The organism is Chroococcus sp. FPU101 (assembly GCF_017312365.1).
GTDB lineage: Bacteria > Cyanobacteriota > Cyanobacteriia > Cyanobacteriales > Microcystaceae > Chroococcus.
Genome location: NZ_BLJI01000045.1, coordinates 1 through 25,252 on the forward strand (window position 1 = coordinate 1; position 25,252 = coordinate 25,252).

Annotated in this window: 20 protein-coding genes and 1 other RNA gene; 14 read left to right on the forward strand and 7 right to left on the reverse strand. The window is 39.6% G+C overall.

Annotated elements, in window-relative coordinates; all coding sequences use genetic code 11:
• The 11 genes from CFPU101_RS22410 to CFPU101_RS22460 form a co-directional block, all read left to right on the forward strand.
• A partial coding sequence (locus CFPU101_RS22410; RefSeq protein ID WP_242578185.1) for a hypothetical protein occupies positions 1-514 on the forward strand: 514 nt, incomplete at its 5' end.
• Between the two features lie 48 nt (positions 515-562).
• Positions 563-748, forward strand: a non-coding RNA gene (gene ssrS / locus CFPU101_RS22415) — 6S RNA.
• 134 nt (positions 749-882) lie between these two features.
• Positions 883-2,160, forward strand: coding sequence for a pitrilysin family protein (locus tag CFPU101_RS22420; RefSeq protein WP_242578187.1), 1,278 nt, complete (start codon positions 883-885; stop codon positions 2,158-2,160).
• A gap of 30 nt (positions 2,161-2,190) precedes the next feature.
• A complete protein-coding gene (locus CFPU101_RS22425; RefSeq protein WP_206817751.1) occupies positions 2,191-3,447 on the forward strand; it encodes a pitrilysin family protein in 1,257 nt (418 codons plus the stop codon).
• Positions 3,448-3,571: 124 nt separating this feature from the next.
• On the forward strand, positions 3,572-4,261 hold the full coding sequence (locus tag CFPU101_RS22430) for a hypothetical protein (RefSeq protein ID WP_206817774.1): 690 nt from the start codon (positions 3,572-3,574) through the stop codon (positions 4,259-4,261).
• 203 nt (positions 4,262-4,464) lie between these two features.
• Positions 4,465-5,265, forward strand: a complete 801-nt coding sequence (locus tag CFPU101_RS22435) for a pseudouridine synthase (protein WP_206817752.1) — start codon at positions 4,465-4,467, stop codon at positions 5,263-5,265.
• Entirely contained in the window at positions 5,246-6,031 is a 786-nt protein-coding gene (locus CFPU101_RS22440; RefSeq protein ID WP_206817753.1) for a helix-turn-helix domain-containing protein, read from the forward strand. The genes CFPU101_RS22435 and CFPU101_RS22440 overlap by 20 nt, the downstream gene beginning before the upstream one ends.
• Before the next feature lie 205 nt (positions 6,032-6,236).
• Complete coding sequence (locus tag CFPU101_RS22445; RefSeq protein ID WP_206817754.1) at positions 6,237-7,958, forward strand: choice-of-anchor Q domain-containing protein; 1,722 nt, start codon at positions 6,237-6,239, stop codon at positions 7,956-7,958.
• A 407-nt stretch (positions 7,959-8,365) separates the two neighbouring features.
• A complete protein-coding gene (locus CFPU101_RS22450; RefSeq protein WP_206817755.1) occupies positions 8,366-9,124 on the forward strand; it encodes a hypothetical protein in 759 nt (252 codons plus the stop codon).
• Between the two features lie 6 nt (positions 9,125-9,130).
• A complete protein-coding gene (locus CFPU101_RS22455; RefSeq protein ID WP_206817757.1) occupies positions 9,131-13,015 on the forward strand; it encodes a filamentous hemagglutinin N-terminal domain-containing protein in 3,885 nt (1,294 codons plus the stop codon).
• A gap of 87 nt (positions 13,016-13,102) precedes the next feature.
• On the forward strand, positions 13,103-14,389 hold the full coding sequence (locus CFPU101_RS22460) for a Glu/Leu/Phe/Val dehydrogenase (protein ID WP_206817758.1): 1,287 nt from the start codon (positions 13,103-13,105) through the stop codon (positions 14,387-14,389).
• A gap of 59 nt (positions 14,390-14,448) precedes the next feature.
• On the opposite strand, the gene cysC is transcribed toward CFPU101_RS22460, so the two are convergent.
• Entirely contained in the window at positions 14,449-14,994 is a 546-nt protein-coding gene (cysC, locus tag CFPU101_RS22465) for an adenylyl-sulfate kinase (protein WP_206817759.1), read from the reverse strand.
• Between the two features lie 185 nt (positions 14,995-15,179).
• Here cysC and ilvC point away from each other — a divergent pair, with 185 nt between their 5' ends.
• Positions 15,180-16,169 (forward strand): ketol-acid reductoisomerase, encoded by a 990-nt coding sequence (gene ilvC, locus CFPU101_RS22470; protein ID WP_206817760.1) that lies wholly within the window; start codon positions 15,180-15,182, stop codon positions 16,167-16,169.
• A gap of 41 nt (positions 16,170-16,210) precedes the next feature.
• Here the strand turns inward: ilvC and CFPU101_RS22475 are convergent, their stop codons facing one another.
• The 5 genes from CFPU101_RS22475 to nadB all read right to left on the reverse strand — a co-directional run bounded on the left by CFPU101_RS22475 (position 16,211) and on the right by nadB (position 21,509).
• Positions 16,211-16,444, reverse strand: coding sequence for a hypothetical protein (locus CFPU101_RS22475; protein ID WP_206817761.1), 234 nt, complete (start codon positions 16,442-16,444; stop codon positions 16,211-16,213).
• A gap of 122 nt (positions 16,445-16,566) precedes the next feature.
• The gene (locus CFPU101_RS22480) at positions 16,567-17,202 is read right to left on the reverse strand and encodes a peroxiredoxin (protein ID WP_206817762.1); all 636 of its coding nucleotides are present in this window, start codon (positions 17,200-17,202) and stop codon (positions 16,567-16,569) included.
• Positions 17,203-17,313: 111 nt separating this feature from the next.
• Entirely contained in the window at positions 17,314-18,375 is a 1,062-nt protein-coding gene (locus tag CFPU101_RS22485) for a glycosyltransferase family 4 protein (protein WP_206817763.1), read from the reverse strand.
• Positions 18,375-19,598: a HEAT repeat domain-containing protein gene (locus tag CFPU101_RS22490; RefSeq protein ID WP_206817764.1), complete on the reverse strand. Its 1,224-nt coding sequence runs from the start codon at positions 19,596-19,598 to the stop codon at positions 18,375-18,377. The genes CFPU101_RS22485 and CFPU101_RS22490 overlap by 1 nt, the downstream gene beginning before the upstream one ends.
• Before the next feature lie 240 nt (positions 19,599-19,838).
• Positions 19,839-21,509 carry an L-aspartate oxidase gene (gene nadB / locus CFPU101_RS22495; RefSeq protein WP_206817765.1) on the reverse strand — a complete coding sequence of 557 codons (1,671 nt, stop codon included), beginning with the start codon at positions 21,507-21,509 and terminating at the stop codon, positions 19,839-19,841.
• Positions 21,510-21,586: 77 nt separating this feature from the next.
• Between nadB and cobA the strand changes: the two genes are divergently transcribed.
• On the forward strand, positions 21,587-23,083 hold the full coding sequence (gene cobA, locus CFPU101_RS22500) for a uroporphyrinogen-III C-methyltransferase (RefSeq protein WP_206817767.1): 1,497 nt from the start codon (positions 21,587-21,589) through the stop codon (positions 23,081-23,083).
• Positions 23,083-23,328, forward strand: coding sequence for an exodeoxyribonuclease VII small subunit (gene xseB / locus CFPU101_RS22505; protein WP_206817768.1), 246 nt, complete (start codon positions 23,083-23,085; stop codon positions 23,326-23,328). The genes cobA and xseB overlap by 1 nt, the downstream gene beginning before the upstream one ends.
• Here the strand turns inward: xseB and CFPU101_RS22510 are convergent.
• The gene (locus tag CFPU101_RS22510) at positions 23,317-25,050 is read right to left on the reverse strand and encodes a TrkA family potassium uptake protein (RefSeq protein WP_206817776.1); all 1,734 of its coding nucleotides are present in this window, start codon (positions 25,048-25,050) and stop codon (positions 23,317-23,319) included. The two genes, xseB and CFPU101_RS22510, sit on opposite strands and share 12 nt — an antisense overlap.
• Positions 25,051-25,252: the final 202 nt, after the last annotated feature.

Sequence of the window (25,252 nt, forward strand, 5' to 3'; positions counted from 1 at the left end):
ACATTTAATGAATTGGTATAACACTAAAAAAATGTCTAATACTAATTTTGGTAAACCGCGTCCCCTTGGGCAAGTGCTAGGGCTATCTGTTGTCACTTTAGCGTTGTATTATGGCTGGTACAAATGGATTATTCAAGAAGAATTGCGCCGTTATAACGGTTATGGATGGTCTGGTACTTTATGTTTACTTCCTTTTGTGATCGGTGTTGCTTTACCTGCGATCGTCTATTACCTATATCCGTCTTTAGGTAGTTGGGTGAATTCACTTTCTTTGCTGGGAATTGTTTGGATCTATATTGTTCAGTTTCGTCTCTATCGGACAGTTAATGAACTGTATGAACGTGAAGGATTGAGAAAACCGTTAACCGTGTGGTGGTTGTTCATTCCTGGATTAAACTTAATGGTTGGTTTTAGACAAATCCATTTTCTTTCTTTATATTGGGCAAGTAAACAAAATACGACCATTGATGATCCAGTCGCTAAGGCTATTCCACTGATTTCGCTCAATATTTAGCTCAATTCAAGTTGACGGAAGACAAAAAAAGTCGCTATGATAATTATTACAAGGCTGCTGCGTTGGTGTCTGCCAACAAAGTTTATTGATCTATGCTTGTTTATTAAGGGAACTATAAAACCTTTGTGCGGTAGTAGACCGAGCTTGTACTCGGAAACAGAAGCGTGAAGCATTAGTACCCACCTGGATTAATCCAGGTCATAAACTGAGGTAAAACGGCACAGCAGTCTTCCTTTTTGATGTATTTCTGTTTCTGCACGATGCAAGTTTTGTCATAATTTATTGATAAAAATCGATTCAAAGCGTAAATAAGAGGCTAAGATCACTTAAAATTTAGGTAAAGACAATGAAATATTGTAGAGCCTAGATTGATTCAGCTATCAGAACGCCTTGCCAAGCAGGAGTTTCCCGCCAGAGTATGGCAGTTAGAACAAGGATTGACCGTTATTTATCATCATCTTCCTGTAGCGGCTGCGACAGTAGTCGATGTATGGGTTAAAGCGGGTGCGGTAACAGAACCCCAAAACTGGTCGGGGATAGCTCATTTTTTAGAACACATGATCTTTAAGGGGACAAAACGCATTCCCCCAGGGATTTTCGATCAAGAGATAGAATATCGAGGTGGAGTGACCAATGCAGCCACCAGTCATGATTATGCACATTTTTTTCTAACGATCGCAAACTCCCAAGTATCCGAAGCGTTACCCTATTTAGCCGAAATCTTATTACAAGCAGAAATTCCAGACGAAGAGTTTTATCGAGAAAGAGATGTTGTTCTAGAAGAAATCAGATCTTGTCAAGATGATCCAGATTGGATCGGTTTTCAAACCCTATGCGAAAGTATCTATCAGTGTCATCCCTATGGACGGTCTATTTTAGGAGATGAGGCTCGTTTGATGCAACTATCGCCGAATCAGATGCGTTGTTTTCATCGCACGTATTATCAACCCAAAAATATGACGGTCGTCATTGTGGGGGGAATTTCCGAAACAGAAGCATTACAAGCAGTCCGTCAATCCTTTGCTAATTTTAGTACACCTTCAGAATGTCCAGTCAGTGCGATCGAAGCAGAACCCCCGATGATTGGGATACGTCGATCGCAACTTTATTTACCACGTCTAGAAACCTCTCGTCTGACGATGGCCTGGAATGGGCCAGGTGTGGAACAATTAGAAGATGCTTTTGGTTTAGACTTAATCTCAGCGATTTTAACGGGTGGACGATCTTCCAATTTAGTGAGAAACTTAAGAGAAGAACAACAATTAGTACTAGATATTGATAGTTGTTTCTCATTGCAACGTGATTCTAGTTTGTTTACACTGAGCGCGTGGTTAGATTCAGAACATTTAGACAAAGTAGAAGATTTGATTTGTCAAGAAATTCTACAATTGCAAACCAATCTCATAAAAGACGAACAGCTAAACCGTTGCAAACGAATTTTACTCAATGATTATATTTTTTCGACTGAAACACCAGGTCAGATTGCGGGTTTGTATGGCTACTATCAGACTATTGCTCAAGTTGAATTATCATTCACCTATCCTAAAGTCATTCAAAACCTACAAGCGAGCGATGTGCAACGTTTAGCCAGTCAATATTTTTCGGCTGAACGTTATGCAATCACGATTATGCAACCAACGAGTTAAATTTTTTACTGTCACAACAACAAGTTAATCATGAAAGAGCAACGGGTGCATCGGTTGATGTTAGATAATGGCATCACCTTATTAGTAATTGAAAATCAAGCGGCGGATTTAATTTCTGGGCGTATTTTCTTCAAAAATGCGGGTGCCCGATGGGAGAAGCGCGAAAAAGCTGGATTATTTCATTTATTAGCCGCAACACTAACCAAAGGAACTCAGAAATATTCATCGGTCGAAATTGCCGAAAAAGTCGAATCTGTTGGTGCAGGTTTAGGTGCCGATGCCGGTGCGGATTATTTTGTGATTAGTCTTAAAACGATTACAGTCGATTTCGCTGAAATATTGTCCTTATTAGCCGAAATTATTAGATTTCCTAGCTTTGCTGAACCTGAAATCCAACTCGAAAAACATCTAACACAACAAAGCATACGCTCACAACAAGAACAACCCTTTAACGTCGCTTTTAGTCAATTACGAGAAGCAATGTATCCCGATCATCCCTACGGTCTTTCCATCTTGGGAACAGAAGAAAGCGTAGCACAAATCACTCGCTTTGATTTAGAAAATTGTCATCAGACACATTTTAGACCAGATCAAATGATTATTAGTCTTTCGGGTCGCATTACCGTCGCAGAAGCCGTAAAATTAGTAGAAGATGCGTTTAAAGATTGGACACCACCGAGTGATGCGTCTATTCAAGCTAATTTAACTCATTTACAAGTCAAGCCCTCGCAAAAAATAACCATGCAAGATACCCAACAATCGATCGTCATGCTAGGGTATTTGGGAGCATCGGTCAAAGAAGAGAACTATGCGAGTTTAAAGTTATTGAGTACTTATTTAGGAAACGGTCTTTCAAGTCGCTTATTTGTGGAATTGCGAGAAAAACGCGGATTAGCTTATGATGTATCGTCATTTTATCCAACTCGTCTCGATCCATCGCAATTTGTGATTTATATGGGAACCGCACCTCAAAATACAGCGATCGCCATTGAGGGTTTACGAACTGAAGCCGAACGACTCTGCGATACTGAATTAACCTCAGAAGAATTACAAGCGGCTAAAAATAAATTATTAGGACAATATGCACTCGGCAAACAAACGAATGCCGAAATGGCTCAATTATTTGGCTGGTATGAATCCCTAGATTTAGGCATCGAATTTGATGAACGCTTTCAAGAAGACATTAGTCAGATTACACCAAAAATAGCTTTAGAAGTCGCTAAGCAATATTTAAGACAGCCCTATCTTTCTCTAGTTGGCCCTGCTGCCGTTTTAGAAGGGTATTAAAGCTCTTGGCAGTGGTAGCAACAGTTAAGTTAGAATGTAAGTATTTAAAATATTGGATAATGATGGATCTTTTAAGTAAAAATACCTAGTTATTTGAACAAGCCTTAAGATGCTCACAAACTCGATGGAAAAAGTCGTCATTATCATCAATTCTGAATCACATGGAATTGGAAAACCGTCTCGGTTGTCTCCAGTTGCTGAAAGAATGGTAACCGCTTTAAAACAAGCCATTCCAGAAACGATTACTGTAGAAGTCATATCGGCTGCGTCGCTTTGGTCAAAATCAGAATCTCAAAAAATTAGCAAAGGCAATATTATTTATTGTCCACTGACGATCCAATTACCTCATTGGTTAGATTTTCCAGCCCGCACGATCTATCAGAGTTGTCGAGATATTGAAGCGAGACGCGCTTGGGTGGAACAAAAATTAGCCTATCAAACCAGTATCGGAGATTCATGGTTAGGGGATCTTTGGTTACCGATCGCATTAACCCACAAAGGGCCATTATATGGCGAAGTGATCGGAGAAGGAGCTATCCCCAATGCCTATCAACAACCCGTCGATTTAACTGATGATCTCCGTCAACCATTGTATTATTTAGCCAATCAATTACTCGAAAATCTCGCTGCACCGCCATCGGTTTATCTCCTGCAGTTTAGTTTACTCGGTAAAGACATCGTATTTGACCGTCTTTGGCCATTTCCCGCCGCACCTGCAATCGCTTCGATTAAAGTACAGAACCCGAATTTATACGCCTGCTATTGGCACTGTTTAACTAATCAGCCGATCTTAGATCTAGCAATAGTACCATAAATCTATGATTTTGTCAAGAGCAAAAAAGATAAGTGATACTCATCTCGTTCAGAGTCTGAATCACCTTACCCCGAACTAGAGTAAAGCTCTTAAAATTTTCTCTGAGGCTAGGGAAAAAATGCAACAATTTTATCTAGGAAATGTCATTTTTTATAATGAATGTATAGACATTCTCTTTTTTTAAAGTCTGAATTAGAACGCGAATGGCGGAACGGGTACAGAAAATACTATCTCAATGGGGAATTGCATCACGGCGAAAAGCGGAACAGCTTATCTTAGAAGGCCGCGTCCGTTTGAATGGACAAGTGGTTCAACTCGGACAACAAGCCGATCCAGAATGCGATCAACTAGAAGTCGATGGTCAATTGATTCAACAGTGCGATCGTCCTAAATTGATTTATTTGTTGATCAATAAACCCCTGGGAGTCGTTTCAACCTGTCATGATCCCCAAAATCGCCCCACTGTCCTAGATTTATTGCCAAAACATTTGTCTTGTGGACAGGGAATTCATCCAGTCGGTCGTTTAGATGTTAACTCAACAGGGGCTTTAATTCTAACCAATGATGGTCAACTAACCTTAAGTTTGACTCACCCCCGCTATCATTTACCTAAAACCTATGAGGTTTTGATAGATGGCAATCTTTCAGAAGTCAGTCTTCAAAAATGGCGGGAAGGAGTTATGCTAGAAGGTAAAAGAACCTTACCTGCACAAATTAAAGTCCTCGATCTTACTCCTCACCACAGTTTATTGCAGGTTATTTTGACGGAGGGACGTAACCGTCAGATTCGTCGTGTCGTTGAACAGCTAGGCTTTCAGGTGTTAAAACTACATCGAACAGCGATCGGTCTGATTCAACTCAATCCCCATTTATTACCGCCTTTATCCTTGGGTGACTATCGTCTACTAGAACCCTGGGAAATTGCTTTTCTGCAACAACACATTCATCTAGGCATCGGAAAAAAGCTGCATCGGCAAAATCACTATGTTTCGCAAAAAGCCTAAAATTGACCCAATCGTCCAACAACGGGAGAAATTACTAGAACTTGGTTCCCGTTTACAACAACTGCGTACAGAAAAAAGACTTTCTTTAGAGATTGTCTCGCGTAAGACAATGATTCCTCGGCGTTTGTTAGAGGCTATAGAGACAGGACAAATTGAGAGTTTACCCGAACCAATTTATATTCGTTGGTTAATTAAACAATTTGCTGAAACATTAGGCTTAGATGGTGCCGCTTTCTCAAGTGAATTTCCCGTTTATGCCAAGGCTCCTGCCGCTCAATCTAACTTTTTGTTTTTGCGGCTACCTAACTTTCAGTTACGCCCTTTTCATCTTTATTTTTTATATGTTTTACTACTTTTATTTTCAGTTAAAACCATTTCTAATGTTTTAGAACAATCCACTTTAGAAATCAATCGTTTACCGAGTCCCGTGATCCCTTCTATCCAACCGCCTCCGATTCCTCAACCTATGCCGACACCAGTACAAGCGGTCACAGCCACTAACTCACCCACTAAAGCAGAACTCGATAAATCGGTAATTGTTGATATCCAACTCAAAGATGACTCTTGGTTAAAAGTTATTTCTGACGGAAAAAAAGAATTTGAGGGACTACTACCAGGGGGAACCCATCGTACTTGGAAAGCGGATAAAGAATTAACAGTACGTGCGGGTAATGCAGGTAGTGTATTTATTACTGTCAACAAAGAACAAGCGAAACAACTCGGACAACCAGGACAAGTTCAAGAGGTCACCTATACGGCTAATTAAAATATAAATTTTAATACAATAATTAGAACGGCTTGAGCAACTTAATAATTGAGTTGCTTATTTTTTTGTTAAGAAAAACGTTACAATTTCAGATTCTTCATATTATAAGAAAAATTACATTTAGCTGGATTAAGATTTTGGATTATACTCAAAATGTTACTTTAAAGATAAAGCGTATTAGGTCATCTACTCACTGGTTATAAACATGGCTACTTATACAGTTACAAATTTCGAGGACTCAGGAGAAGGAAGTTTACGGGAAGCCATTGAGCAAGCAAATATTACACCAGGTGCCGATCTAATTAACTTTAGCGGTGTGACTCAACCCATTATACTAACCAGTGGCGACGCGCTACAGATTACTGGCTCACTAACGATTTTAGGAACTGGAATAACCGTTAGTGGAAATAATAGTACTAGAGTTTTTAATATTGATGATGGAACCGAAGAGGAGCAGAACGTCGAAATTGTTGGCTTAACAATTACTAATGGTTTTGAACCCATTGGGGGCGGAATTTTTAATCTAGAAAATACAACGATTACTAATAGTATTATTACTCAGAATGGCGGCCATCTCAACGAAGATAGTGGAGGGGCAGGCGGTGGTATTCATAATCAAGGAACTCTACATCTTGTTAATAGTACTGTTTCTGGGAATTCAGCTTTGAAAGGTGGTGGCATACTTAACTATCTAGGTGAAATTACTATTATTAATAGTACAATTTCGGGAAATACGGCGACTAATCAAGGTGGCGGCATTTATAACGGTGGCTATGAACCTTGTGAGCTAACTATTATTAATAGTACAATTTCGGGAAATACGGCGACTAATCAAGGTGGTGGCATTTATAACGGTGGCTACCAAATTACAGCAAATCTTGTAAACGTTACGATCGCTGAAAATACGGCTGCGTCGGGTGGAGGAATATTTCACTACAACAAAGATGTAAGCACACTTGCCATTACGAATACAATTATTGCTAGAAACAGTGAAGATTTAGTAAGTTTTAATAATAGCGCGATCACCCAGAACAACAATATTATAGGAGATAGTGAAGCTCTTAAACTTGGGCTTTTAAATAATAACGGTGGGCCGACGCTGACTTATGCTCTAATGTCTGGAAGTATTGCGATCAATGCTGGCAATAATGAGATTGCTAATGCTAATGGGATCACAACAGACCAACGAGGACAAAATCGTTTTATTGATGGAATCGTCGATATTGGGGCTTATGAATTTTCTGAAACAACTTTCCCTGAATTTGATCCCGCACAATATGGCGCGTCTAATCCTGATTTAATTCCTTATTATATTAACGCGGGCCACGATCTAGCTTTTTTGACCAATCATTATTTAACTTCTGGTCGTTTTGAAGGTCGCTCAACAGATACCTTTAATGAATTTCGTTACGTTGCCTCTAGTTATGTCACTGGTGGTGATTTAATTGGTGCTTTTCATTTAGATGGTGGTGCCGCGACTCTACACTATATCAACAGTGGTTTTGTTGAAGGTCGTTCTAAAACAGCTTTCGATCCTGCACGTTATATCAATTCTTATGATGATTTATTGAATTATCCCTCTATTGGTCAAGATACCTTAGCCGCCACTCAACACTTTATTACAGACGGCTTTGCGCCAGATGGACGAAATCCTAATCTTTTTCCTAGCGATCGTTATCTAGCTTCCTACAGAGATTTAATAAATGCCTTTGCACCAATTACTGATTATGCAGCCAAGATCGAAACCGCTTCTAATCATTACCTGAATTCTGGACGAGGAGAAATGCGGTCAATTACGTTTGATCCTACCGTTTATTTAAACAGATATTCTGATGTAGCCGCCGATCCTTTTTTTGGTGCATCACTGGAAAGAGCCACACAACATTATCTTGTACATGGTTTTTTTGAAGGTCGTCTGCCCTACTAATCTTGTATTGCTCAACTTTTTAAGAATGTTGTAGGATAGCTTGCAAATTTCAATTCTAATTTTTAAAGTAGATATAGCATTTCTCGTATAGATGAGGTGCAGATTAAATGTAGGGGTTTGGTCTCCAAACCATCCAAATGTATGTCATTAATTTGAGAACCGCTATATTTGAACTCAATTGCTCAAAAAAAATCGCGATTTTTCAGAAAGTTCATAATTATCTTAATGAAAATCATGATTTTCGAAAAACCTGATTTAAAAGCTAAAAATAGCAGAATTTTTGATTAAATGGAAATTAAAATTAAATTAACTAAAAAAATATAATTTTTTATTTACTTTATAAAAATTTTATGCTATTAAAGTATTAATCATTATTAATTCTTGAATTTGGTCATAAATCAAATAATATGTTACGGAACTTAAACAATTTAAAAACAGTATTCCTCGGCACGACTACTCTAGCATTAATTTCAATGGGGATGCCAGATATCGCTCAAGCACAATTTAGAAGTACACTTACGACAGATCGTTATCGAGCAAACTATAAAAACATACTTCAGAACCAAATAAGCACTGGTACGCAAACCCAAGGGAGATTTGTAGGTGCTATTCAAAATTTTGAGGTCATTGATCCATTTCCTCCAATAGGCAGAGTTCCCAGATCTTATAGAGGCTTTTTGACATTGGAAATAAGGCAAGTTCCTAATTCAAATTACTTTGTAAATTCCAACTTTTCTAATATTAGTGGGCCAATCTATGAATATCGTTTTCAAGTCACTAATTATAACAATATTCCTCTTGATCCAAATGCTACACCATTCCCTTATGATAATAATGGATTTATCAAGAAGTATATTGCTGCTAGTGCCACCTATAGGGTGGGCAGCCAATCTTTTTCATATAATTTGGGAACAGGAACTTCGCCAGATCCGACCCAAAATCTATTGACCTCTTTAGGAGGTTTAAACACCATTTTAGGATTAGCCAAAACCGCAGGATTCGCAAGTATTGATATTCCATCTAACATTATCTTAAATAATGGGGAACGCGCCGCAGTCACTATCGAGACAATGCCTACTCCCGAACCCAACACATCAGCTAGTTTAATCGTTATAGGTTTAGCTGGTAGTTTTTTTGCTCTTAAAAGGAAGATTAATCAGGGATAATGACCCATGAAACAATTTTCGACCATTTGGCTCTTACAAATCACGCTAGGACTTAATTTAATCGGTGCTAGTCAAATAAACGCACAAATTACGCCAGATCAAAGTCTACCCGAAAACTCTATAGTTACTCCTCAAGGAAATATCTTAAAAATTGATGGAGGAACCCAAGCAGGAAATAACTTATTTCATAGCTTTACAGAGTTTTCGGTTCCTACTCAAAAGACAGCCTATTTTAATAATGGACTTTTGATACAGAATATTTTTTCTCGTGTTACGGGAAATTCCATTTCTAACATTGATGGAATCATTCAAGCTAATGGTACTGCCAATTTATTTTTAATCAATCCTAATGGTATTGTTTTTGGCCCGAATGCTACTTTAAATATCGGGGGTTCATTTGTGGCGAGTACGGCCAATCGTCTGATTTTTTCTGATTGTTTTGTCTATAGTACCACTGAAACTCAAATGAATCCTCTCCTAACCATTAATGTACCCATAGGTTTAGGATTTGGTTCTTCTGTTGGTCAAATTAAAAATCAATCTCGTGCTACAGTTCCATCTAATTTAATTGGACGGGATGTAGACCCAAAAGTGTCGGGACTTCAAGTCAAAGACGGAAAAACTCTAGCCTTAGTTGGAGGTGAAGTCATTCTCCAAGGGGGAAACTTGACCGCAAATGGAGGAAGAATAGAACTCGGAAGCGTTGCGGGTGAAAGTATCGTTAGTCTAACTCCCGTCGAGAAAGGATGGCAGTTAGGATATCAGGGAGTACAAGCATTTCAAGATATTAAACTCTTTCCGCGTACCATTGTTGATACCAGTGGCAACACAGGAGGAGAAATTCAGGTACAAGGCAGACAAATTAGTTTAACAGGTGATGGAAAAGGCTCCCCCGTTATCCTTTTTTCCAACACCTTTAACGAAGGACAAGGCGGTGATATTGTTGTTAATGCTTCTGATGAAATCAACATTAGCGGCTATTTGAATGGCTTTCAAACTACTTCATCAAATAACGGTACTTCTGGAAATCTCCTCATTAAAACGAAAAAGCTAACTTTAACCGATGGTGCGCTGCTCTCCGTATCTACCAAGGAAAAAGGCAACGCAGGAAATATATTCATTGAGGCTTTTGATGTTGAAATAAATGGTAGCTCAAAAGTGTGTTTTGGCTCTTTCTGTTCTAACTATAACAGTGCGATTACCGCCCAAGCTGAACCAGGCTCTCGTAATATAGATAATTTAACAGGTAATGCAGGCAATATAACTATTGAAACTCAACGATTAAAATTAAATCAAGGTGTTATTTCTACCACTACTTTTGGGAAAGGAAATGGAGGTCAATTAAATATTAATGCCTCTGAATCAATCGTCATTAATTCCCCAGAATCAATCGGACTATTCACTAAAGGTGGCATTTACGCTATAGCTACTCAACTTTCTAGCGGTAATGCAGGGGAAATCAATATTACAACTGGACAGCTAATCGTCGAACAACAAGGACTTATTTCATCGCAAACAATTGGTACAGGTGATGCAGGTAATATTACTCTAAACATAGAGCAATTAACAGTTAGAGATGGCGGAAAAATTAGAGCCTCAAGCTCCTTGCTATTGAATAGAGATAGTTTTGGAGAAGATGGAACCCTCAAACGAGGCAACGGAGGGACGATTATAATTAATGCCACTGACTTAATTGAGGTAACAACTACAGGTAATATATCGACACGAGCCGAAGCAACAGGAAATGCAGGTGATATTATTCTTAATACGGGTGGACAGTTAGTAGTCGAAAAAGGTAGTACAATTATTGCGGATACGATCGCAACAGGAAATGCAGGTAAGATTAACCTTAATGTCGGACAACTAATTGTTCAAGATAGAGGAAGAATTAGTTCAGGTTCTTTATTAGGTATACAACCTTCTAATAGGCAACGCGGTAACGGGGGAACGATAACGATTAATGCTGCTGACTCTGTAGAGGTTAACAATATTAGTAATATTTTTACTCTAGCAGAAGGAACGGGAAATGCAGGTGATATTATTCTCAATACTAACGGACAACTCACTGTAGACAAAGGCTCACAAATTACAGCTAATACTTTTGGGTTAGGAAATGCAGGAAAAATTAATATTAATGCTGGACAATTATTGATTCAAGATGGAAGCGAAATTAGTTCGGGTTCTTTATTAGGATTTAACCCATCTAATTCAGAACGTGGCAACGGAGGAACCATAACCATCAATGCAACAGATATTGATGTATCGGGTACTTTGACAATTAATGAGGAGACATTTACAAGTCGTATCCTAACTCTAGCCGAAGGAACGGGTGATGCAGGCAATATCAATATTAATACTAATAGTTTGAACGTTACAGATAATGCTCAAATCACGGCAAGTACCACAGGTGAAGGAAATGCAGGTAGTATTGATGTGACAGCATCTAACCTTTTTGTCGGAAGTGATGCAAGTATTTCTGTAGAAACAATTAGCACTGGAAATGCAGGTGATATTACTCTTAATGCTAACGGACAGCTAACCGTAGACCAAGGTGCTTTTATTTCTGCCAATACTTTTAGCACAGGAAATGCTGGAAAAATTGCTCTTAATGTTGGTCAATTATTGATTCAAAATGGCGGAGAAATTAGTTCAGGTTCTCTGTTAAGCGATAATGCTTCTAGTTCAGTACGAGGCAACGGGGGAACGATAACGATTAATGCTAACTCCGTAGATGTAAGAGATGCAGGTAATATATTTACTCTCGCGCAAGGAACGGGTGATGCTGGAAATATCTTACTCAATACTAACGACTTAAACGTTACAGATAATGCTCAAATCACCGCGAGTACCACTGGAGTTGGAAAAGCAGGTAGGATTGATGTAACTGCATCGACTTTTTCACTTCAAAATAGGGGACAACTCCAGACAACCACCGCAGGTACTCAAGATGCAGGTAATATTAATATTCAAGCAAATACACTTAATCTAAATGGACTTGGAAGTGGACTTTTTGCGAATACGGATTCTAATTCGAGTGGCAGGGGCGGTAATATTTTAATCAACTCCCAAACGACTAATATCCAAAATGGCGCAACCATATCAGTTAATAGTCAAGGTATTGGAGTCGGTGGTGATATTACAATACAGGGAAATTCTCTAATATTAAATCATCAAGCATCCGTAGTCGCTCAAACCGCAAGTACCGACGGTGGAAATATTACTCTTAATCTAAACGATCGCCTTCTACTCCGCAACCAAAGTAATCTTTCAGCTACCGCAGCACAATTTGGCAATGGTGGCAATATTACAATTAATGCTCCCTTTATTCTGGCGGTTCCCCAAGAAAATAGCGATATTACGGCGAATGCTAGTCTAGGAAGTGGTGGCAACATCAACATTACAACACAAGGTCTTTTTGGGATTCAATTTAAAGACAAACCAACACCTTTGAGTGATATTACTGCAAGTTCAGAATTTGGTCTACAAGGCAACGTCAATATTATTAATCCCAATGCAGATATTATTAACCGCTTAGTCGAATTACCCGAAAACCCTGTCGATGTAGCGAGTCTCATTGCGGAAAATGTCTGTACAGCAAATGAAGCTAGAGGAAGTTCTTTCGTAATTACAGGACGCGGTGGCTTACCTCCTAATCCTCGTGATCCTTTAATTCAAAATGGTACCGTAGATTGGGCAACCCGTTCTCAAGAAGAACCTAAATCACCTGTTATTTTAAAAGAACGATCTCATTCGCAACAACCCGTCATTCAACAGATACAGGGTTGGAAAACCGAAGCCAATGGAACAGTGATTCTGACGGCTGATGCTACTGTTGTAACCCCTGAGTCTCCTATTCTAGCTTATCCAACTTGCCAAAAGATGCACAATTAATAAAAGTAAACTGTAGCAAAATATACTTTTTAAAATGTTTTAATAGAAATAGCAGGTGATATCCATTATCAGGAGAAAAAGCGAGATATGTCTAAATCTTTACTCGCCGATGCCAGTCTTAGATTAGAAAAAGCCCTAAAATACGTTTCCATCTCCGAAGATGCGATCGCACGACTCAAACATCCAAAAACCAGTTTAAGTGTATCAATTCCCGTACGGATGGATGACGGTTCACTGAGAATATTTCAAGGGCATCGAGTCCGCTACGATGATACTCGTGGCCCAGGTAAAGGAGGAGTCCGTTATCATCCGAATGTGAATATCGATGAAGTACAATCCTTGGCGTTTTGGATGACCTTTAAATGTGCCTTGTTAGATTTGCCCTTTGGTGGGGCTAAAGGAGGCATTACCCTAAATCCGAAAGAATTATCAAAACAGGAACTAGAACGGCTGAGTCGGGGTTATATTGATGCGATCGCGGACTTTATTGGGCCAGATGTCGATATCCTCGCACCCGATGTTTACACCAACGATATGATTATGGGTTGGATGATGGATCAATATAACATCATTCAAAGAAAAATCAGTCCTGCCGTCGTTACAGGAAAACCCCTGACAATGGGAGGTAGTAAAGGACGCGATACCGCAACAGGTACAGGGGCATTTTATGTTATTCACGCCATGTTGAGTAAATTTGAGCAAAAACCAGAAAATACGACCATTGCAGTACAAGGCTTTGGGAATGCGGGTTCAGTCGTAGCCGAATTACTGTATAAAGCAGGTTATAAAATCGTAGCGGTTAGTGACTCACAAGGCGGAATTTATGCAGAAAAAGGACTAGATATTCCCAGTATCAAACGACATAAAGAAGACAACAAAAACATAAAAGCTCTTTATTGTCAAGATAGCGTTTGTGATATTGTGGAACACCAAGCAGTTAGTAATACAGAATTATTAAACCTTAAGGTCGATGTACTGATTCCTGCGGCATTAGAAAATCAAATTACGAAAGATAATGCCGCACAAATTCAAGCTAAATACATCTTTGAAGTGGCAAATGGCCCCATTTCCTCAGAAGCCGACGAAATCTTAGAACAAAAAGGAATCTATGTCTTTCCTGATATTCTCGTCAATGCAGGAGGAGTAACCGTCAGTTATTTTGAGTGGGTACAAAACCGTAGTGGACTCTATTGGCGGTTAACCGAAGTCAACGAACGACTGAAAGAACGCATGGTCACTGAAGCGGAAAAAGTTTGGGTCATTGCCAGAGAATTCGATGTGGCCTTACGCACTGCTGCATATATCCACGCCATCGAACGACTTGGCGAAGCCTTAGATGCCAAAGGGACGAGAGATTATTATCTCAAAGGTTAACCAATGTAGGGGCGTTCTTTGCCTGTAGGGGCTTGGTAACCAAGCCCTCAAAAACACGATTAAACCGCCGCACCCAGAGCAATATAACCCAGTTCCTCTAATTTGCGCCACACTTTAGCTACGCTTTCATCTAATTCTTCTAAATCAGTCCGACACTCAACTTCAGGATTTGCTGGCGGTTCATAAGGGTCGCTAATTCCAGTGAAAGTTTTAATTTCCCCTGCTCTAGCTTTTTTATATAATCCTTTTACGTCTCTATCTTCACAGACTGACAGAGGCGCATTAACAAAAACCTCAACAAAATTACCAATTTTTGCTTTAACTTCTTCTCTAATTTCACGATAAGGCGAAATTGCAGAAACGAGAACAATTACACCATGACGAGTGAGTAAATTAGCCACAAATCCAATACGGCGGATATTTTCATCACGATCTTCTTTACTAAATCCTAAACCTTTGGTGAGATTAGTACGAACGATATCACCGTCTAATACTTCAAAATCATAACCTTCATCTGTCAGCTTTTTTTGTAACGCTTCTGTAATCGTTGTTTTTCCTGCACCACTCAATCCAGTTAACCAAACTGTTACGCCACGCTGTTTCATACTTAATCCTTTTTTATAATTAATATCCGCTTCAGATTAGCGCGTTAACCCTCTTAATGGCAAGCAGTTTTTAGCCATTTCAATTATGTCATCACAGAAAACAAGATGAAGTAATTACATAACATCCATCTGAGGTATAATTAAGAGTTTGCAGGAAACACATTGGGAAGAAGGAGATCAGCCTCATGGCTCGAATGTACTACGACGAAGACGCTAACTTAGACTTATTATCTGGTAAAACAGTTGCTATTATTGGTTATGGTTCACAGGGACACGCCCATGCACTTAATTTAAAAGATAGCGGTGTTAATGTGATTGTTGGGCTATATCCAGGCAGTAAATCAGCCCAAAAAGCTCAAGATGCAGGAATTCCCGTTCATAGTGTAGCAGATGCCGCCGCCGCCGCCGACTGGATTATGATTTTGTTACCCGATGAGGTACAAAAAACGATTTATACTAATGAAATTGCGCCTCATTTAAAAGAAGGAAAAGTTCTTTCTTTTGCTCACGGTTTTAATATCCATTTTGGCCAAGTCGTCCCCCCTGAAGGTGTTGATGTCGTAATGGTTGCACCGAAAGGGCCTGGACATTTAGTTAGAAGAACCTATGAACAAGGACAAGGTGTACCTTGTTTATTTGCGGTCTATCAAGATGCAACAGGACAAGCACGCGATCGCGCTATGGCTTATGCTAAAGGAGTAGGTGGAACTCGTGCGGGTATTTTAGAAACAACTTTTAGAGAAGAAACAGAAACCGATTTATTTGGCGAACAAGCGGTTTTATGCGGTGGTTTAAGTGCCTTGATTAAAGCAGGATTTGATACCTTAGTAAATGCGGGATATCAGCCAGAATTAGCGTATTTTGAATGTTTACACGAAGTTAAATTAATTGTTGATTTAATCGTCGAAGGCGGATTGGCTAAAATGCGTGATAGTATTTCTAATACCGCAGAATATGGCGATTATACTCGTGGGCCTCGCGTCGTGACCGAACAAACCCGCGCTGAAATGAAAAAAATCTTAGAGGAAATTCAATCTGGTCAATTTGCTAGAGAATTTGTCTTAGAAAATCAATCGGGTAAACCTGGTTTTACCGCGATGCGTCGTCAAGAAGCAGAACAACCCATCGAGGAAGTCGGTAAAGATTTACGAGCTATGATGAGTTGGCTAAAATAATCTTGAATAAAATCGTAGGGGTTTGGTCTCCAAACCCTAACTTATTTGGCATTGTTGGGACTAGCCCTTTTTAAGAATTCATTGACTTCTTTTTCCCGTTCCTTACTCGGTCGTTCGGGATTTTGATCAGGGAAAAGTGCCAAAATCTTTTGATTAAGCATATTCCGAGTGTTGCGGCTATAGGTATTAAACGGCTTAGGTAAAAATAGATCCCCAGCCGTGATAAAAAAGAAACAACCACTAATCAAAAACAGCGTGATCCACTTTTTCGGCATATTTGTTCATAATTATCTAACTCATCTTTATATTTCCCTAGTTCTCCTCAATTGTTTACAACTTATCCAACAAAAATAGGGTGAGATTTTTCCCACCCCGTTTCATCTTCAATCAAACAGCTTTATTTATTGGGTTGAGGAGTCATCCGTAAATAGGGTTTAATTTCTTTAACACCTTTGGGAAATTTCTCTCTAGCAGCATCAGTGGGAATAGAGGGAACAACCACACAGTCATCACCATCTTTCCAATTAGCGGGAGTTGCCACTTGGTGATAATCCGTTAACTGCAAAGAATCAATCACTCTTAAGATTTCATCGAAATTACGCCCTGTACTTGCAGGATAAGTAAAGGTTAGGCGTAATTTTTTATTAGGGTCAATAATAAAGACACTACGAACCGTGAGATTATTTAATGAGTTGGGATGGATCATGCCATAAGCATCAGCCACTTGGCGATCGGGATCGGCAATAATGGGATAATTAACGGTTGTGTTCTGAGTTTCGTTAATATCACTAATCCAGCCGCGATGAGAATCAGCATTATCGACACTTAGCGCAATTACTTTAACATTTCGCTTGTCGAATTCGGGTTTTAAGCTGGCAACTGTGCCTAATTCAGTGGTACAAACAGGAGTATAATCGGCAGGATGAGAAAATAAAACAACCCAGCTATCTCCCGCCCATTCGTGAAAAGAAATTGTTCCTTCACTTGTATCTTGAGTAAAATCGGGGACGATATCACCTAATTGCAGAGCCATAATCGAGATTGCCTACATACGCATAAGATAGCAATTTATTATAGTAATACAAATCCGTTAATCTACACTAAAACTATAGGAATTTGTAACAATTCTTGAGCTTTGCTTTGATTATCTTAGCAAAATATGGTGGAACCATTGTTCAGTGCGATCGCCCAACGCTTGTAATGAGTAATCTTGTTCGGCTGAGGAACGACAAGCCATACGATCAATTGTATTAATTTTTTGGATCGCTTCTACTAAACCCGTCACACTATCAGGTTCAACCAAAAAGCCTGTTTTTTCATCTTGTAGGACTTCTACAGGGCCACCACGACGATAGGCAATGACTGGAACACCACACGCTAAAGCTTCTATCATTACATTACCAAACGCTTCCACCCAACGAGGAGTCATTAATAACGCCCGCGCTTTCCCTAAATATTGTTGTAATTCATCAGTCGAGAAAAATCCCACATATTCAAACGGTGCATTGGGATAGTCTTGTTTAATTTGCTCCCAATAAGCAATATCTTGTAACTTACCAAAAATTTTAAGCGGAATTCCAGTTATTTGGGCGGCGGCAACTGCATCTTCTAGGGCTTTTTCGGGGGCAATGCGACCTACCCAAGCCAAATAATCATCAGGAGAATTAACATACTTATATAAAGGTAAATCGATCGCACTTCCTAAGCAATGAGCCTCTTTGATGCCAAATGTTTCAGCTTGCGTTTGAGAATAAAAAGTAACTAAATGGGGAAATTGATCGACCGTTTGTAGAATAATATGATCCATTGCCTCACTGACTGAACCCATACTGACTAGATGAGCGACTGGACAAGCCGTAAAAAAAGGCGTAAGGTAAAACGGCAACCAGTCATAGGCAAAATTAAAAATCAAATCATATTGATCTTGTACCTTTCTAGCATATTCCCACATATTGCCTAAAACCGAATTCGGCGGGAGACAAATCAAAATATCACGTTCTTGACTTTGTGCCGAAATTTGTAACTGTCCTGAGATTTCAATAATAGACGTATTCGGTAAAGCGGAATTTTCAGGGGCTACAACATTCACCTGATGACCACGACGGAGCATTTCTTGGGCTAGGTTATATAAAGTAAATTCTACACCGCCCCCAATTCCTGAACTGAGTGGCCCAACTGGAGTAGACAAAAATAGTAATTTCAACATTAATTATCTTTAAATGGTGAAACTTGTTCTGTCTTTACTGGTGGTGATTCAGTATAAGAAGCGTCCTCAATATCATCTGAGTTAAAATCTGAGTCATTTTGGTCAACTTCAACCGAGCTAAAGTCAAGTTTAGGAGGTAAAGGAATATTTAACTGTTTCATCGCCCATTTAGCGGTATCCTGTACTTCCGTATCTGAGTCATCTAGAGCATGACCAATCAGTTGGGTGATTTGAGACATGATATCGTAGATACGGGTTAAATCTCGGATCGCATTTTTGCGAACTTGAGGATTTTTATCACTCAAAGAAATCGCCAAAGCTTGATTAAGTGGTCGCAAGGTACGGGTACAAATTTGAGCTAATGCTTCCAAAATGAGACTTCTTTCATAAGAATCAGCATCACCCATTACATTAACCAAAGGCTGCATCGAACGTGAATCCGACATTTGCGCTAATTTCCAAATCGCCCGTCTGCGGGTTCTCGGTTCGGGGTCGCCTAACTCACCAATCAATTGTAAGATTAGGTCAGCATTGGGAATTCGGCTCGGTGTTTGGATAATCGAGGTAGTATCTTCTAGATCATAATCTTCATCGTATCTAGAGAAATTATAAGAATTGTTATTCGTTTCGCTAACATTGTCAAAATTATAACTACCCTTATTCGTCGCGGTTTCTGGGGGCGAAATGGTTCTTTTACGACGGTAGTATTTATCGGTTGTGGGGACTTTAATATTAGGTATTTTATCGCGAAATTTAGAAGCTAGGGATAATAAGGCCCCTGCTGCGGCTAGAGTAAGTAAACCTGCACCTAAATAGAGCGGAATTGGTGAAGCTTTCTGAATTTGAGGGGAATTCTCTGGCGCGGGGGCCGTAGGATTGAGAGGAAGACTGCTATTTGGATTGGCTAGAGACTGAACACTTTTGATTGCATTCGTGGCTGCGGGATCATTAGGACGTAGCGCGAGGGCTTGTTGAAAATTTTGTAAAGCGGTTTTATATTCTTTGCGGTTAAAAGCATTATAGCCATCATCCATCAGACGATTGTATTTAGCCTGACTATCACCTGTCAAAGAGGGATCTTTGGCAGCGTTCGGGGTTGTGGTTTGAGCCATTGCCGACTCAGCTACAAACAATCCGACTCCAGTTAAATTTGCAGCACTTGGAGACAGTCCTAAGCAACTCACCCATATCGTCAATAAGATTGAGAATCGATAACGCATCATAAAACAACTAATTTAATAAACATTTAGCCAAGAGATTTTTTTTAACTAATACCATAACAGGTAATAATTAAATTTTGATGACCTTGGCTTGCTAAGTTTGCCTAAATTGCTAACTTTTACCAAAGATCCCATTTCTTCCTCTATCATGTCAGTTTTTTTCTGCAATGGCATTACCTTTAACCGTAAAATTATGCCCCTTGATTGTAACTGACAGTTTGTCAAAAACAAAATGAATCATTTTTATGAGATGATGGCTGATGTGAGCCATTGTTTATCATGTATTAAAGTATGAACTTGCCAATCGGAGATAGGATCAGGATAATCTAGACGATAATGACCGCCTCGGCTCTCTGACCGAAATATTGCACTTTTCAGAATCAAATAAGCAATATCTAGTAGATTTAAGGTTTCAAGACAAATTCGTAATTCTGTCCAAACTTGTGAAGAAGGAAAGATAATAGTTTGCTCAGGTAACAAATTTAGAATAGACTGACTGATTTTTAGTGACTTAAGTTGCTTACGCCAGTTTTGGACTTGTCTTAAAGCTTGTTCGAGAGGTGCATGAGAGCGACAAATGCCTGCATTTTGCCACATCAAGATCGGTAATTGTTCCCGAACCGAGTAGATCAATTGTTTCTCTTCCTCCCAGTCCGCGCTCTGAATTTCTTGAATAGTGGCTATAAGTTCAAGAGAATCATCTTCAATGACTAAATGTGCCAATTGACCCGCAAAAACCACACATTCTAACAGAGAATTACTCGCTAGGCGGTTTGCGCCATGAACTCCCGTACTAGCCGTCTCTCCGATCGCATATAATCCAGCAATAGAAGTTTGATTATCTAATCCTGTTGCTACTCCTCCCATCCAATAATGGGCCGCAGGAGCTACTGGAATCAAATCTTTAAAGACATCTACTCCCCATTTCTGACACAAACGGATAATATTCGGAAAACGATAGCGAAGGCGTTCTGGCTCAATCATGCGTAAATCTAAATAAACATGAGCATGGGCTGGATCTAAAGCCGTTTGTTGTAAGTGGGTATAAATCGCACGACTGACGACATCTCTAGGGGCTAATTCCCCATCAGGATGATAATCAAAAACAAAGCGCGAACCTGTTTTATCGACTAAATGCGCTCCTTCTCCCCGTACTGCCTCACTAATCAAAAATCTGGGGGCATTGGCTTGAGTTAAAGCGGTGGGATGAAACTGGAAAAACTCCAGATCTCGTAACTTAGCACCTGCACGCCACGCCAAAGCAACACCATCTCCTGTACTCACCGATGGATTAGTGGTTTGGGCAAAGACTTGTCCTCCGCCTCCAGTGGCTAAAATAACGGCACCTGCTTGAATCCACCTGATTTGATGTCCATGCAGCAAACTAGCTCCTTTGCAGCGTTTAGTGACAGGATGAAGCCACAAATTTAAGGCGATGGACTGGGCAAGAATTTTAATATTCGGTTTTTCTAAAACTTTGGCGGTCAGTGTACTAACGATCGCTCGTCCTGTGCGATCTGCTGCGTGTAAAACCCTCGGACGTGAGTGAGCCGCTTCTAGAGTCATGGCGAGTTCTGTGTCTTTACGGTCAAAACTAACGCCTAAATCGACTAATGATTGAATCGCTGCTGCGGCATGATTGACTAAAAATTCAACTGCTTTAGGGTCACAGAGTCCCGCCCCTGCTTTTAGGGTATCCTGTAAATGGAGTAAAGGCGAATCAGTCGGAGCAACGGCAGCAGCAATACCCCCCTGCGCCCAATCACTCGCTCCAGTTTTGAGTTCATCTTTGGTGACTAAGCAGATTTGATAATGGGAAGGTAAACATAAGGCTGCATACAAACCAGCCGCCCCAGAGCCAATGACGAGGACATCGCATCGACTGGGAATGGAAGGTAAATCAAGTTCTGTCAAGGTGGTAAGCGTGTGTTTTCAATTCATTGTAGCGTTGCCGTTGTCAATCTGAGCGGCCGATTTTTAGGATAAAAAACATGAGCGGCAAAGTCTATTTAATGGGTTCTGGGCCTGGAAAACTAGATTATTTAACTCTAAGGGCATTCAAGTTATTATCTAAGGCTGAAGTTTTGATTTACGATGCTTTAGTTGATTCACAGATTTTAGAATTTGTCCCCTCTAACTGTCTCAAAATTGATGTGGGTAAGCGCGGAGGTTTACCTAGTACGGAACAAGCTACGATTAATCAGTTGTTGATTGAGTATTGCCAAAAAGGTAAAAATGTGGTGAGGCTAAAAAGTGGTGATCCTCTGATTTTTGGTCGGGTTTATCCAGAAATGCGATCGCTTCATGACGCGGGTTGTTCTTTTGAGTTGGTGCCAGGTATTACTTCGGCTTTGGCTGCACCCTTACTCGCAGGAATTCCCCTAACGGATAAAGATAAGGGGCGTTGTTTTGCCGTCTTTAGTGGACATGATACAGATATACTAGATTGGTCGGCTTTGGCGAAAATTGAGACGCTAGTGATCTTAATGGGTGGCAAGTCTTTGGCTATTATTATTGAGAAATTACAAGCACATGGACGCTCATCTGATGAACCTATAGCGATTATCCGAAATTGTAGTCTTGTTACACAGCAGATTTGGTTTGGAACCTTAGCCGATATATTAGATCAGACCTTAGATGTGTCCTTATCTCCCTCGATTATTATTATTGGTCAAGTCGTCAATTTAAGAATTATGAGCGATCATCTTCCGTTAAGGGGTCAAACCATTTTAGTAACTCGTGCTGCTGAACAATCTAGCCAATTTAGCCATCTATTATTAGAACAAGGGGCGAATGTGATAGAAATGCCTGCCTTAGAAATTCGTCCCCCTTCTAGTTGGCAAGGTTTGGATCATGCGATCGCAAATCTTAATCAATTTGACTGGCTTATCCTCACATCAGCCAATGGTGTAGAATACTTTTTCAACCGTTTAGCCACCCTCGGCAAAGATACCCGCGCTTTATTCGGGGTCAAAATTGCTGTTGTCGGCAAGAAAACCGCAGCCACCCTAAAACAGCATGGCATACAACCCGATTTTATTCCCCCTGAATATGTCGCAGACTCTCTATGTGATCATTTTCCTGAAACATTAACACAGAAAAAGATTTTATTTCCTCGTGTAGAAACAGGAGGGAGAGAAGTTTTAGTAAAAGATTTAACACAACGCGGTGCTACAGTGATAGAAGTTGCAGCCTATGAGTCGGGATGTCCTGAAACAATAGATCTTCAAGTAGGAATAGCTTTACAACAGCATCAAATTAATATTATTACTTTTGCCAGTTCCAAAACCGTACAAAATTTTTATACACTCATTCAACAAATCAGTAACACTCCTCTATCTTTACTAGAGAATGTTTGTATTGCTTCTATTGGCCCGCAAACTTCTAAAACCTGTCTCGAATTATTAGGAAGAGTCGATTTAGAAGCCAAAGAATATACCCTAGAAGGTTTAACCGATGCTATTATTCAATTAATCAGGTCAAAATAATGCCGTCACGTTCTAAAAAATCAAAAGACTTTAATTTTAATTACGAAGAAACGATCGCCTCTGTAGAAGCAATGATTGAACAAATTGAATCAGGTTCTCTAACATTAGAAGAAGTTTTTGATCAATTTGCCCTAGCTGTTAATTCACTCTCTCAATGTGAAGCATTTCTTAATCAGGGTAAAGAACGCATGGATTTACTAATCGAAGTTTTAGAATCATCACCAACAGAAAATTTAGATTTCTAATGATTTTTCTCGTTCTGGTTTTCCATTATTGATAAACTGCTCAACTGATTCATTAGTATTGCGCCATAATTGTTCTAATTTGGTTGCGGGAATGGTGAGATATAAAACATCACCTGGTACCAGAATAATGTCTAATAAACTCCAACTATGCACCGTTTGAAGATCTCGTTCAACATATAAAGGAACATAGTCTGCTTCCATTGCCGTTTCTTTAACGGTTTGATCACAGAAAGGATGATTGGGTGTAATGAGTGTAGCAACAGCAACCCAAAGCAGATCATCAGTCATCCCATTTCCTAATATTTTGCCTCCTAAAGCGGCGGCTGTAAAGGTATGAGTTGCTAAGTCCGTTGCACATAAAACTGCTTCAAATTCAAAAACTTCTTGACTTGCTTTACCAAATTGGGGATCTTGACTGCGTACTACTAAATTAACTTTTGGTGAAATTGCTTTTGCAGTGAGGGCAATTTCTACATTAACCATATCATCGCTAGTCGTGACTAAAATAGCTTCTGCTCGTTCTAGGTTAGCCGCTTTGAGAGTTCCAGCAATTCTAGCATCTTCTATAATAACGGGAACACCAAGCGATCGCGCTGTATGTAAAAAGCGATTTTTGGCATTTGCTTCAACAATAACCACATCATGACCTTGTTTGTACAATTGCCGTACAATTTCCATCCCCAATCCACCCAAACCACAGACGATATAATGATTTCGGGTGGGAACTCGCGCTGCATCCCAAAATTGTTTAAAGCGACTGCCTAAAATAAAATCATTGAGCAAAGCATAACAAATCCCGATCACCCCTGCGCCGACAATCATCATAATTGCGGTATAAACTTTAATTTCATCTGATGCTTTTTCGATTACATCTTCTTGTCCCCCTGCACCTGTAATCATCCCTACAGAAAAATAAAAGGCATTGACTAAAGAAACTTTAAAATTTGTGCTGACATACAATACTGTGGAAAAGCCAATCATTAATAAAAGTAAAAGAATGACCAAGGCTACCGATTGTACATGATGTTGATATTGTCGCAAATTCGCAATAGGTTTAATTAATTTTCGCCACCAATACCGTTTTTTAAGTTTCGTTGTTGGTTGGGAACCCATAATTAAATGATCGCCAATTTGCAATTGTTTTCCATTGACAACTGCTGAAACTAAATCAACTTCCTCTCTAGCAGGTAAATAATAAATTAACATCCTTGAAGGATTGTCCCAAAGTTCACTTAATGGCATTCCTTTCCAAGGATGATCATCATCGATTACTACTTCTTGAATGGGCCAAGTTTGATTATACAGTCGTAATTGACCGATTGCTTTATCTCCTAAGGCTGCAAAGGAAAAAATCGGAGCAGCTAAAGCCGAAACACTCATACTAACGTGGTCTGGTAGTATTTCATCTAATCGTTTGCCGAGGGTTTCATTAAATAACCGATTAATAATTTTAATTCGAGGATTCATCAATCGGGCATAGGTTAGAATCGCTAAATTTAATGAATCATCATTTGATGTTAAAACTAATGTTTGTGCTGTTTGAATTCCAGCATAACTGAGAGTGGTTGGCGAACGTAATTCACCGACAATAATATCTCTTTGATACTCAGATGAGATCGGGCGATCGCTAACTCCAGTGACTGCGGCTCCTTGGTGTTTTAATAAGCAAAAAATCGTGTACCCTGTACGTCCTAAACCACAAACAATAATTTTAGGCTTCATTGCTTTATTCGACTGACTGAATAGGGATAGCATTTCTAATACTGTTCACCTATTATCCCCAAAGACAGGAACCGAAAACTGTAACCGATCGTACTGATGCTTAAGCACCGACGAGATTTGAAGTCAGAGAAAAACTTTATATTGTGCGGTGGAGTGCTGCCTAGAAGGCAAAGCAGACAAAACTAAGTAGGTGGTCAGAATT